This window comes from Amycolatopsis sp. NPDC051061, from assembly GCF_040682935.1.
Lineage (GTDB): Bacteria > Actinomycetota > Actinomycetes > Mycobacteriales > Pseudonocardiaceae > Amycolatopsis.
Genome location: NZ_JBFBBZ010000017.1, coordinates 1 through 11,809, shown reverse-complemented (window position 1 = coordinate 11,809; position 11,809 = coordinate 1). Strand labels below are relative to the sequence as shown.

The following is an 11,809-nucleotide window of genomic DNA, read 5'->3' as shown; positions in this document are numbered from 1 at the left end:
TGGGGCGCGGAGAGGGAGGACCACATGGCTACGCAGTTCCCCGAGCGGGTGCACTACCACTCCGGCGGTGGCGGCGGCGACGGTGTGTTCGGCTACATCGTCGTCGGCCTGCTGATCCTGGCGATCATCGTGTTCGTGATCGTGGTGGCGGTGCGGGTGTCGAAGATGCGCCGCGAAGAGGCGATGAAGAACAGCGGGCAGTTCCCGCCCGCTCCGAACTTCCCGCCACAGCAAGGGTTCTCGCCGCCGCAGCCGGGGTTCCCGCAGCAGCCGTATCCGCCACAGCAGGGTTACGCGCCGCAGCAGCAGGGGTTCCCGCCGCCGCAGCCGATGCCGCAGCAGCCGGGGTATCCGCCGTCGCAACCGATGCCGCCGCAGCAATACGCGCCGCAGGGGCCGTACGGACAGCAGCCGCCGGGCCCGGGAGCGGGTCCGCGGAGCTGGTGATCATCCCCTTCGACAGCAGTTCGCCGGTCCCGCCGTTCGAGCAGGTCCGGTCCGGGCTCGCGACGCGGATCAACGACCGGAGCCTGCCGGTCGGCACGAAGCTGCCCACGGTCCGCCAGTTCGCCGCCGACCTGGGGATCGCCCCGAACACGGTGGCCCGCGCGTACCGCGAGCTGGAGGAAGCCGGGCTGATCGAGACGCGCGGCCGGGCGGGCAGCTTCGTCGCGGCTTCGGGCGACCAGAGCCGTCGCCGGGCCCAGCAGGCCGCGGCCGGTTACGCGGCCCTCACCCGTAAGCTCGGCCTGGACGACGCCGAAGCGCTGGCGATCGTCCGTGCCGCGCTCGATGAAGGGAAAGGCTGATCGCCGAATGAGCGTGCTGATGCTCCTGATCATCCTGGTGCCGGTCGCGCTGGTCGTGACGGTGGTGGTCGTCCTGGTCAACGTGAACAAGCCGAAGCCGCCGCCCTACCCGCCGCAGCAGTACCCCGGCTACCCGCAGCCGGGCTATCCCCCGCAGCAGCCGGGCTACCCGCTCCAGCAGGGTTATCCGCCGGCGCAACCCGGTTACCCGCCCCAGCAGGGCTACCCGCCGGCGCAACCCGGCTACCCGCCCCAGCAGGGCTACCCGGGCCAGCAGCCGCCCTACCCGCCCCAGCAGTAGCCGAATGCCGTGAAGGCCACCTTCACGAACTTTAAGTTCCTCAAGGTGGCCTTCACGAACTTGGGAGTCCTCACATCGCGCGGTAGTCGCGCAGCTCGATGCGCGGGCCGAAGCGCGGCCGCCGGTGCCCCGCGGCCTCCAGGTACCGCACCGCCCGCTGCCGCTGCGGGGCGTACGGCGCCAGGACCTCCGCCATCCCCGCGTCGTCGAGTTTCAGGCCCAGCACGGCGTTCCCGACCATCGACGGGATGTTGTAGTCACCGAAGCTGACCGCGTCCGGGTCGCCCCACGCGCGCTGCGCGATCTCCGCCGCCGTCCACACCCCGATGCCCGGCACGTGCCGCAGCAGGTGCCGGCCCTCGATGCCCCGCAGCTCCACCGCCCGCTCCAGGTGACCGGCGACGCGCGCCGCGTTGAGCAACGCCGTGCGGCGCTTGATGTCGACGCCCGCGCGGTGCCAGTGCCAGTCCGGCAGCGACCGCAGCGCCACCGGCGTCGGCGGCACGCGCAGCCGCTCCGGCCCCGGCCCGGGCGCCGGCGTGCCGAACCGGCGGCACAGCTCGGCCCACGACCGGATCGCCTCCTTGCCGGTCACCTTCTGCTCCAGCACCGCGAGCACCAGCCAGTCCCACACCACCCCGGTCGCGCCCAGCCGCAGCCCCGGGTTCTCCCGCCGGGCGCGCGCGACGACGTCGTGGTGCGCGACGAACTCGGAGTCGTCGTCGTTCGCACCCAGCAGTGCGGGGACGCCGGTGAGCAGCCGGTCCGCGCCGTCACCCCAGGCCGCCGCCTCGATGCGGCCGTCGGTCAGCTTGCGCAGCGCGAGGGTGCCCGGGCCGTCCGGCGTGTTCGACGCGAGCCACGTGATCCCGCGCTCGTCGGTGAGGATGTTGAGCGACCCGCGCCCGCGCTTGAGCGGACCCAGGACACCGCCCAGGTCGACCTCGAACGCGGGACGCCAGAACATCGCTACGCGTCGCTCGAGAAGCGGACGGAACCGTCGGGCAGCACGACGTCGGGCCAGATCCGGGCGCCGTCGAGCAGCTCGCAGCCGGCACCGACGGACACGCCGTCGCCCAGCACGACCCCGCGCAGCACCGCGCCGGCGCCGACGCGCGCGCCGTGCCCGAGCACCGAACGCTCCACGATCGCGCCCTCCGACACCGCGGCGCCGTCGAAGAGCACCGAGCCGTCGATCTTCGCGCCCGAGCCGACCACGGCGGCGACGCCGATGGTCGAACCACCGGACAGCTGGGCGTCCTCGGCCACGGAAGCGCCGTCGAGCACCAGGAAGTCGCCGGGCCGGCCGGGCAGCGCCGACGTCGGCGCCACGCCCCGCACCAGATCGGCCGACCCGCGGACGAACGCCTCCGGCGTGCCGACGTCCAGCCAGTACGACGCGTCGACGAAGCCCTGGATGTGCGCGCCCTGCTCCAGCAGCTGCGGGAACGTCTCGCGCTCGACCGACACCCGGCGCCCGGTCGGGATGGCCTCGATCACCGGGCGGCGGAAGACGTAGCAGCCGGCGTTGATCTGGTCGGTCGGCGGGTTCGGCGTCTTCTCGAGGAACGCCAGGACGCGGCCGGTCTCGTCGGTCGGCACCGAGCCGAACCGGCTCGGGTCGGGCACGCGCTGCAGGTGCAGCGTGACGTCGGCCTCGGACTCGCGGTGCACGCGCAGCAGCTCACCGAGGTCCGAGCCGGAGATGATGTCGCCGTTGAAGACGATCACGTGGTCGGCGCGCAGCTTGTCGTAGACGTTGCGGATGGCGCCCGCCGTGTCGAGCGGCTCCTTCTCGACGACGTACTCGAGGTCCAGACCGATCGACTTGCCGTCGCCGAAGTACTCCTCGAACACCTCCGCCCGGTAGCTCGTGCCCAGCACGACGTGCCGGATCCCGGCCTCGCGGATGCGGGAGAACAGGTGGCTCAGGTAGGGCGTCCCGGCTGTCGGGAGCATCGGCTTCGGCGCCGAAAGGGTCAGTGGGCGCAGGCGCGTGCCCTTGCCCCCGACCAGCACGACGGCGTCGATCTCGACCTCGGACGTCACGGAAATCTCCTCTTGTATCACGCACCGCTGAGCGACAAGCCGCGGGAAACCCTGACGGAGGTCGCCCGGAGGGCCTACCCTAGACAGGAAACAGGCGGGCCTTTCCCCAGAGGGCCCCGGGTCAGTCGGGAGGCCGAGGGGATGGACCCCCGCGATCGGGCGGACGCCCTGCTCGCACGAGCCCAGGCGCGCGGTGTGTTCGTGGTGACGCCGGACAGTGCCATTTCGCCGATGGACGCCTCGAACACGCAACAGATACCGCGTGCCGCCATCGACGGCCTCGACAGAAGCCAGGACCCCGACACGACCACGCAGCTGCCGGCGTCGCTGATCGAGGAGAACGACCACCCGCTCGCGGGTGCGTCGCCGACCCGGCGCCTGGAGGCTTCCGGTGGTTCGGGGGTACGTCGTCCGCAGGCGACCACCCCGCTGAGCACGCCGACGCCGACGACACCGATGAAGACCCCGTTGACGACGCCGGTCACGACGCCGCTGGCCCGCCGGCCCCAGGCCGAGCCGATCACGAGCCCGCTGAAGGAGCCCGACCCGGAGGACACCGGCCTGGTGCCGACGGTGACGCAGAACAACGGCAGGTCCGACCTTTCGCGCCGGCTCGACGGGATCTAGCGGGTCTCGAGCTTCAGCCGCACGGCGAGGCCGAGCTTGGTCGCGGCCAGCACGGGCTTCCAGAGCAGCCCCGGGTGGCGGTCGGCGAGGTACCGGTAGGCGCTGTCGTGGTGGGCCTTCAGCATTTTCTTCGACGCCTGTGACGTCGAGTGCCCGCCTTCGTGGGTGACGCTCGCGGACGGCGCGTAGACGTTCAGCCAGCCGGCCTTCGCCAGCCGGTCGCCGAGGTCGACGTCCTCGAAGTACATGAAGTAGCGCGTGTCGAAGCCGCCGACGGAGTCGAACGCCTCCCGCCGGATCAGCTGGCACGAGCCGGACAACCAGCCCGACGCGCGTTCGACCGGCGTGCCGCTCTCCTGGCGGTACTGCTTCGTCCAGGGGTTGCCCGGCCAGACCTTCGCGAAGGCGGCGTGCCCGATGCCGCGCCCGAACGACGGCAGCAGCCGCGCCGAGGGGTAGACGGTGCCGTCGAGGTCCTTGATCAGCGGCCCGAAGGCGCCCCCGCGCGGCCACCGGCTCGCGGCGTCGAGGAGGGCGTCGAGCGACCCCGGCTCCCATTCGAGGTCCGGGTTGACGACGACGACCCAGCCGTACCGGTCGTCCAGCTCGGCGACACCGCGGTTGGCGGCGGTCCCGTAGCCGACGTTCTCCCCGATGCTGAGCAGCTGCACGTTCTTCCGCCGCCGCGCGACCGCCTCGAGGGCACCATCGACGGACGCGTTGTCCGCGACGACCACCTTGACCTCGCGCTCGGTGGCCTTCTCGAGGGTGTCGAGGAAACGCTCGATGGTGTCCTCGGAGAAGTAGGTCACGGTAACGACGCCGACTTCGTCGCCATAGCGGGAGTGCTCAGTCACCCGGCCATTGTCCACCGGTCACCCAACGCGACCCCGCCGCCCCGAGACCGGTGACGGAAACGCCGACACGCGTGATCAGGAAGCCGACACGCGTGAGTGGGGAGTCGACACACCTCGCGAGGCCGGGTCCCGCCGTGTCGACCCTTCAATCACGCGAGTCGACCCTTCAATCACGCGAGTCGACCCTTCGATCACGTCAGCGGGTGCGGAGGTGGCGGGACCAAGCCTTCGCGTACGCCTCTCGATGCCGCTCCGCGGTCGTCGCCCAGGAAAATTCCTTTGCGCGCTGCTGGGCCGCCGTCGCCAGCTCGGACCGGCGGCCCGGGTCGGCCAGCAGCTCCGCCAGACCCGCGGCCACGTCTCCCGCGCCGACGCCGCAGTACGCCACCGCGTCGCCGCCGACCTCCGGCAGCGACAGCCGTCGCGTGGTCAGCACGCAGGCGCCGCACGCCATCGCCTCCAGCACCGGCAGCCCGAACCCCTCACCCAGCGACGGGTAAGCCACCAGCGAAGCCCCACCGAGGAACCCGGCCAGTGTCCCGAAGGGCAGATATCCGGCCCGGATCACCCGGAGCCGATGGGGGACCGCGTCCAGGGCCCGCTCGACCTGCGTGTCCCACCCCGGCTGCCCGGCCAGCACCAACGCCGGCGCGTCGCGCTGCCCGGCCACCGCCCGGGCGAACCCGCGGATCAGCGCCGGCACGTTCTTGCGCGGCTCCAGAGCCCCGAGGAACGCCACGTACGGCGTCCGCCCGAGCCCGACCGCCGAACGGGCGGCCGCCACCTCCGACGGTGACGGTGGGTGAAAGCGCTCGGTGTCGACGCCGTGGTGAATGACTTCCAACGAAGCGTGCCGCACGGGGCCGACGCGGGCCAGCTCCGCGGCCGTCGCCGCCGAGGGCACCACGCACAGCGTCGCGCGCCGCAGCGCCGTCGCCGTCCACGCGCGGAAGAACCGGGCCTTCACCGACGAATGCAGCACGGCGTCGGTGAAGAACGTCGCGTCGTGCAGCGTGACGACCGATGCCGCCGACGTGGCCAGCGGCATCGTGTAGTGCGGCGAGTGGACGACGTCCGCGCCGAGGCGGCGGACCAGCCGCGGCAAGGTCGCTTGTTCCCAGGTCAGCCGCGCGGTGCGGGTGGTCGTCGACGGCGAAGCGGGCACGACGCGCGAGCGCGGCGCCAGCCGATCGTAAAGCTGCAGGTCCCGGGGCTGGCACACGACGGTGATGCGTGCCCCGTCCGCGTCGAGGGCGGCGACGAGCGAGTCCACGTACCGGCCGACCCCACCGCGGTCCGCGGGAACCGCGGTCGCGTCGATCAGGACCCGGGGATCATCGCTCACCCCTGCAGGGTACGGCGGCAACCCTGCGTCATGGTGGGGAACTGGCAAACCGGTCAGGCCCGCGCCCGGACATGGATGGCCCAGACGGCTTCCGCGGCCCGGCGCCAGGTGAACGTGCGTGCCCGCTCTCTCCCCGAACGGGTGAGCTCGGCCGCCACGGAGGGTGAACTCAGCACCTCTCGCAACGCCGAAGCCAACGCCGCCGAGTCGCCGCGCGGCACCGTGATCCCGGCGCCGGCCGCCACCTCGGCCAGGGCCGGAGCGTCGGTGTGGACCACCGGGATCCCCGCCGCCATCGCCTCGAGCAGGCCCAGCCCGAACCCCTCGGCGAGGCTCGGCACGGCCAGCACGCTCGCCCGCCGCAACGCGGTCGCCAGCTCGGCGTCCGACACCTTCCCCAGCACCCGCAACCGGTCCGCGGGAAGGCCCCGGTCCCGGGCCAGCGCGACCGGGTCGATGCCGCCCCAGCCCGTCTGCCCGGCGAGCACCAGCACCGTGCCGTCCAGGGCCGCGACCGCGTCGATCAGCACGTCGATGCCCTTGCGCGGCTCGATCGTCCCGACGGCCAGCACGTACTCCGGCGGCAGGTCCAGCTCCGCCGAACCCGAAGGCACCCGCACGCCGTGCGGGATCACGCGCACCGGGACGTCGACGTCGATCAGCACCGCCAGCTCGTCGGCGACCGCCCGCGTCGGCACGACCAGCCCGGACGCGCGCCTCGCCGCCCGCGCGATCATCGACCGGTGCCAGCTGACCCCGCGCGCGGTGAGCGTCTCGGGGTGGGTCCAGGGCACGGTGTCGTGCACGGTGACGCTCAGCGTCTTCCCGGCCGGCGCCCGCGGCGGCGCGAACGGTGTCGGCGCGTGCACCGCGTCCCCGCCCGGCCACCAGGGGATCCCCAGCTGCCAGACGCCGACCAGCGCCCGCGGCGGGATCCGCAGCACCCGCGGGCCCTCGACCCCCTCGAGCCGGGCCGCGCCCACGTCGGCGTGCCGCGCGACCACGCTGGACACCGTCCACCCCGGCGGCGCGGTCTTCGCGAGCGCGGGCAGCAGCTCGGCCGTGTAGCGCCCGGTGCCACCGGGCACGGGCGCGAGGAGCTGCTCGGCGAGCACGACCAGTTCGGGCACGCGGCTATTGTGCGGGACGTGACCGCGAATCCCGCCACCACGGTGGTCGTCGTGACCTGGCGGGGTGCCGGGCACGTGACCGCGTGCCTCGACGCGCTCGCCGCGCAGACGCGTCCACGTCGGACGCTCGTGGTGGACAACGCCTCCGACGACGGCACCGCCGCCCTGCTCGCGGCCCATCCTTCGCATCCGCAAGTAATTCGCCTGCCCCGCAACGCGGGCTACGCGGGCGCGCTCGCCGTCGCGGCGAAGCGCGTCGAGACGCCGTTGATGGCGTGGCTGAACGACGACGCCGAACCCGAGCCGGACTGGCTCGCGACGCTGGAGGACACCCTCGAAAAGGCGCCGCTGGCGGGCGCGGCGACGTCGCGGCTCGTGCGGCCCGACGGCACCACGCAGTCCGCCGGTGTCCGGCTGACCGCCGACGGCCACGGCGCCGACCTCGCCGAGCCCGCGGGCGAGGTGTTCGCCTTCTGCGGCGGCGCCGCGCTGCTGCGCACCGAAGCGCTGAACAGCGTGCACGGCGTCCCGGCCGGGTTCTTCTGCTACTACGAAGACACCGACACGGCGTGGCGGCTGCGGCTGGCCGGCTGGGACGTCGTCGCGGCGCCGGACGCCCGCGTCCGGCACGCCCACGGCGTCAGCACCGAGCTGGGTTCGGCCCTGTTCCACCGCTGGAACGAGCGCAACCGGCTGCTCATGCTGCTGCGCTGCGCGCCCCGTGGGGTCGCGGTGAACCAGCTGGCCAGGTTCGCCGTGTTGACAGCGGTGCTGCCGCTGCGGCCGGGCCGTCCGGCCGCGCCGAACTTCCGGTTCGGGCTGCGCTGCCGCGTCCTCGCCGAGGTGGCCGCGCGGCTGCCCGCGACGCTCGCGGCCCGCCGCGGGATCGGCCGTCGCGCGGCGCTCGGCCGAGGCGCGGTCTGGGAAGCTTGGGCTGGCCTTTAAGCTGCCCCCATCCCGACGAAGGAGCTGGCTTTGGCGCAGGGGGAACCGCAACCGCTCGTCTCGGTGATCGTGGTCAACTACCACGGCGCCGACGACACGATCACCTGCCTGCGCGCGCTCGCCGAGCACGACTACCCCGAGCTCGAGCTGATCTGCGTCGACAACTCCGTCTCCCGGGACGAGGCCGCGCGCATCCGCGAAGCCGTCCCCCAGGCCCGCGTCGTCGAGGCCGGCCGCAACACCGGGTTCGCCGGCGGCTGCAACCTCGGCGCGAAGCACGCGAAGGGCACTGTCCTCGGCTTCCTCAACAACGACGCCCGTCCGGCGCCCGGCTGGGTCTCCGCCGCCGTCGCCGAGCTGCGCGCGCAACCCCGCGTCGCCGCCGTCGCCAGCAAGGTCCTCGACTGGGACGGCACCGGCACCGACTTCGTCGACGGCGGCCTGACCTGGTTCGGCATGGGCTACAAGCGCCACGCGGGCTCGCCCCTGAAAGACGTCCCGGCCGCCGAGCACGAGGTCGCGAAGGACGTCCTGTTCGGCACCGGCTCCGCGATGTTCGTCCGCACGGCCGTGTTCGCCGAGCTCGGCGGCTTCGACGAGCGGTTCTTCATGTTCTACGAAGACGTCGACCTCGGCTGGCGCCTCAACCTGCGCGGCTGGCGCGTCCGGTACGTGCCCGAATCGCTGACGTTCCACCGCCACCACGGCACGATGGCTTCGGTCGACGCGCCGGAGACCGGCCGCGAGACCTTCCTCCTGGAGCGCAACGCCCTCGCCGCGCTCTACAAGAACCTCTCCGACGAGACCCTGGTCCGGGCGCTGCCGGCGGCACTGGCGCTCGCCGTGCGCCGCGCCACCGCCCGCGGCGAGCTGGACGCCACGCAGCTCGACCTGGAGCAGGGCGTCGGCCCGATCGAGTCCGGCGACGTCGCGATCCCCCGCACCACGCTCGCCGGGATCCTGGCGATCGACCAGTTCGTCGAGCAGCTGCCGTCGCTGGCCGAGTCGCGCGCGGTCGAGCAGGCCGCCCGCGTCCGCACCGACGCCGACCTGCTTCCCTTGCTGCGCAAGGCTTTGGAGCCCGCCTACCCGCTGCCGCGCTACCTCGCCGCGCACGACATCCTCGTCGAGGCCTTCGGCATCGAAAAGGCTTTCGGGCAGCGTCGCAAGATCCTGGTGCTCACCGGCGACGCCCTCACCGAGCGGATGGCGGGCCCGGCGATCCGCGCGTGGAACATCGCGCTGGCCCTGGCGGCCGAGCACGACGTCCACCTGATCACCACCAACCCCCTCGCGACACCGCCGGCCGCGCCGTTCCGCGTCAGCGCCGGCAAGCACCGCGAGCTCGAAGCGCCGATCGCCTGGGCCGACGTCGTCATCCTGCAGGGGCACGTGCTCGAACTCGCGCCGTCGCTGAAGAAGGAGCACAGCGGCAAGATCGTCGTCGCCGACCTCTACGACCCGATGCACCTGGAGCTGCTGGAGCAGGGCAAGGGCGTCGCCGACGACAAGCGCGCGGCCGACCTCGCCGGCGTCACGCGGGTCCTGGACGCCCAGATCGAGCGTGGCGACTTCTTCCTCTGCGCGTCCGAGCGGCAGCGGCACCTCTGGCTCGGCCACCTGGCCGCGCTCGGCCGGCTCTCCCCCCGGCTCTACGACGCCGACCCGACGACGCAGTCGCTGCTCGCGGTCGTCCCCTTCGGACTGTCGCCGCAGGCGCCGGTCCGCACCGGGCCGGGGCTGCGCTCGACGCTCGGCCTCGGCGGCACCGACCACGTCGTGCTCTGGGCGGGCGGGGTCTACAGCTGGTTCGACCCGCTGACGCTGGTCCGCGCGATCGACACGCTCCGGCGTCGCCGCGGCGACGTCCGGCTGGTGTTCCTCGGCATGAAGCACCCGAACCCCGAGGTCGCCGAGATGGACATCGGCACGCGGACGATCCGGCTGGCGGACTCGCTGGGGCTGACGGGCAAGCACGTCCACTTCAACGAGCAGTGGGTGCCCTACCACGAGCGCCAGAACTGGCTGCTCGACGCGAACTGCGGCGTCACGACGCACTACGAGCACGTCGAGACGACGTTCGCGTTCCGCACCCGGGTGCTCGACTACCTGTGGGCCGGCCTGCCGATCGTCACCACCGACGGCGACTCGTTCGCCGACCTGGTGCGGGCGGAACGGCTGGGCGTCGTCGTCCCGGCCGAGGACGCCGACGCGCTGGCCGCGGCGCTCGAAAAGTGCTTGTACGACGAGGAGTTCGCCGCGGGCTGCGTCGAGCGGATCGCCGTCGTCGCGCAGCGCTACACCTGGCCGGAGGCGCTGAAGCCGCTGGTGGAGTTCTGCCGCGACCCGCGCCCGGCGGCCGACCGGCTGCCCGGGTCGGCGGACCTGGTGACGACGCCGGCGGTGCGCGGCCGCGCGCTGGTGCGCCGCGACGTCGACCTGGTCCGGGAGTACCTCGCTGCCGGTGGAGCCGGCGAGCTGGCGCGGCGCGTCGGCGGCCGCGTGGTGAAGGTCGCGCGCCAGCGCTTGTCGGGGGGTCCAGGAGGGCTTGTCCCCCGGCTGGGGTCCGGGGCTCGGTCCCGGAGGTCACCGCGTGGCTAGGTCCCTCAGCGTCCTCCTCGACGGCACCCCGCTGCTCGGCGCGCGCACCGGGATCGGCCGGTACACGTCCGCGCTGATCGAAGAGCTGGTGTCGATCCCCGAGGTGGACACGCGCGCGGTGGCGTTCACGCTGCGCGGCTGGCGGCGGCTGCGGCACGTGCTCCCGTACGGCGCGCGGGCCCGCGGGATACCGGTGGCGGCGCGGCTGCTGCGAGCGGCGTGGACGCGGTCGGACTTCCCGCCGGTGGAGCTGTTCGCCGGGCCGACGGACGTCGTGCACGGCACGAACTTCGTGCTGCCGGGCCGGTTCCGCGCGGCGGGCGTGGTGACGATCCACGACCTGGCCTTCTTCGACAACCCGGCGGAGCTGGCCCCGAGCGATCGCGGCCTGCCGGAGCTGGTCCGCCGCGGCGCGCGGCGGGCGAACGTGATCTGCACGCCGACCTCGGCGGTGGCCGACGCGGTGGCGGAGCGCCTGGACGTCTCCCGCGACAAGATCGTGGTGACGCCGCTGGGCGTCAACCCGGCGTGGTTCACCGCGCGGCCGCCCGACGACGAGCGGCGCGCGCGTCTCGGCCTGCCCGCCCGGTACCTGCTGTTCGCCGGGGCGGCGGGCCCGCGCAAGGGCCTGGATTGGCTGACCCGGACCCACGACGCGGCACCGGATCTGCCGGACCTGGTGTTCGCCGGCCCGGGCCCGTTCCCCCGCGGGCCCCGGACCTCGCAGACAGGCTATCTGTCCGATGTGGACCTGCGCACGGTGGTGGCGGGCGCGTCGGCGTTGGTGCTGCCGTCGCGGGACGAGGGGTTCGGCCTGCCGGTGCTGGAGGCGATGGCCTCGGACGTCCCGGTGGTGTGCACGGACATCCCGGCGCTGCGCGAGGTGGCGGGAGACTGCGCGAGCCTGGTCCCGTACGGCGACGTGGACGGTCTGGCGGAGGCGTTGCGGATTGCGGTGACGGACCCGCACGCGGTGGCAACGTCGGCGTCCCGGCGAGCGCACGCGGCGAACTTCACGTGGCGGACGTGCGCCGAGCTGACGGTCGGCGCGTACCGGCTGGCTTCAGGCCGGCACTGACCAGAGCGCCCCAATGTGGCCTTGGTTGCGTTCAACGCACCCAAGGGGCCCTTCGGTGCGTTGAACG

The 11,809-nt window shown here is 73.3% G+C and carries 12 protein-coding genes; 7 read left to right on the top strand and 5 right to left on the bottom strand.

Translation table 11 applies throughout. The features are described 5' to 3' along the window. The first annotated feature begins 24 nt into the window (after nt 1–24). From AB0N03_RS23405 to AB0N03_RS23395, 3 genes are read left to right on the top strand one after another with little or no spacing between them, the layout of a single operon-like run. Complete coding sequence (locus AB0N03_RS23405; protein ID WP_364375391.1) at nt 25–447, top strand: hypothetical protein; 423 nt, start codon at nt 25–27, stop codon at nt 445–447. Further along, nucleotides 444–809, top strand: a complete 366-nt coding sequence (locus tag AB0N03_RS23400; protein WP_364375389.1) for a GntR family transcriptional regulator — start codon at nt 444–446, stop codon at nt 807–809. Before AB0N03_RS23405 ends, AB0N03_RS23400 begins: the two co-directional genes overlap by 4 nt. A 7-nt stretch (nt 810–816) precedes the next feature. Beyond that, entirely contained in the window at nt 817–1,110 is a 294-nt protein-coding gene (locus tag AB0N03_RS23395; RefSeq protein WP_364375386.1) for a hypothetical protein, read from the top strand. Nucleotides 1,111–1,180: 70 nt separating this feature from the next. Here the strand turns inward: AB0N03_RS23395 and AB0N03_RS23390 are convergent, their stop codons facing one another. After that, nucleotides 1,181–2,077 (bottom strand): DNA-3-methyladenine glycosylase 2 family protein, encoded by an 897-nt coding sequence (locus AB0N03_RS23390; RefSeq protein ID WP_364375383.1) that lies wholly within the window; start codon nt 2,075–2,077, stop codon nt 1,181–1,183. Between the two features lie 2 nt (nt 2,078–2,079). Continuing rightward, a complete protein-coding gene (locus AB0N03_RS23385) occupies nt 2,080–3,159 on the bottom strand; it encodes an NDP-sugar synthase (RefSeq protein WP_364375381.1) in 1,080 nt (359 codons plus the stop codon). 141 nt (nt 3,160–3,300) lie between these two features. Between AB0N03_RS23385 and AB0N03_RS23380 the strand changes: the two genes are divergently transcribed. Beyond that, on the top strand, nt 3,301–3,786 hold the full coding sequence (locus AB0N03_RS23380) for a hypothetical protein (protein ID WP_364375378.1): 486 nt from the start codon (nt 3,301–3,303) through the stop codon (nt 3,784–3,786). Here AB0N03_RS23380 and AB0N03_RS23375 read toward each other — a convergent pair. The 3 genes from AB0N03_RS23375 to AB0N03_RS23365 all read right to left on the bottom strand — a co-directional run bounded on the left by AB0N03_RS23375 (nt 3,783) and on the right by AB0N03_RS23365 (nt 7,118). Beyond that, on the bottom strand, nt 3,783–4,643 hold the full coding sequence (locus AB0N03_RS23375) for a glycosyltransferase family 2 protein (protein WP_364375375.1): 861 nt from the start codon (nt 4,641–4,643) through the stop codon (nt 3,783–3,785). The two genes, AB0N03_RS23380 and AB0N03_RS23375, sit on opposite strands and share 4 nt — an antisense overlap. 196 nt (nt 4,644–4,839) lie before the next feature. Beyond that, nucleotides 4,840–5,988, bottom strand: coding sequence for a glycosyltransferase family 1 protein (locus AB0N03_RS23370; protein WP_364375372.1), 1,149 nt, complete (start codon nt 5,986–5,988; stop codon nt 4,840–4,842). A 53-nt stretch (nt 5,989–6,041) separates the two neighbouring features. Further along, nucleotides 6,042–7,118 (bottom strand): glycosyltransferase family 1 protein, encoded by a 1,077-nt coding sequence (locus AB0N03_RS23365; RefSeq protein WP_364375369.1) that lies wholly within the window; start codon nt 7,116–7,118, stop codon nt 6,042–6,044. Between the two features lie 9 nt (nt 7,119–7,127). On the opposite strand from AB0N03_RS23365, the gene AB0N03_RS23360 reads away from it, so the two are divergent. The 3 genes from AB0N03_RS23360 to AB0N03_RS23350 are packed head-to-tail and all read left to right on the top strand — an operon-like array spanning nt 7,128 to nt 11,742. Beyond that, nucleotides 7,128–8,063: a glycosyltransferase family 2 protein gene (locus AB0N03_RS23360; protein WP_364375366.1), complete on the top strand. Its 936-nt coding sequence runs from the start codon at nt 7,128–7,130 to the stop codon at nt 8,061–8,063. Nucleotides 8,064–8,093: 30 nt separating this feature from the next. Continuing rightward, complete coding sequence (locus AB0N03_RS23355; RefSeq protein ID WP_364375363.1) at nt 8,094–10,664, top strand: glycosyltransferase; 2,571 nt, start codon at nt 8,094–8,096, stop codon at nt 10,662–10,664. Further along, nucleotides 10,657–11,742 (top strand): glycosyltransferase family 1 protein, encoded by a 1,086-nt coding sequence (locus AB0N03_RS23350; RefSeq protein ID WP_364375360.1) that lies wholly within the window; start codon nt 10,657–10,659, stop codon nt 11,740–11,742. The genes AB0N03_RS23355 and AB0N03_RS23350 overlap by 8 nt, the downstream gene beginning before the upstream one ends. Nucleotides 11,743–11,809 lie beyond the last annotated feature (67 nt).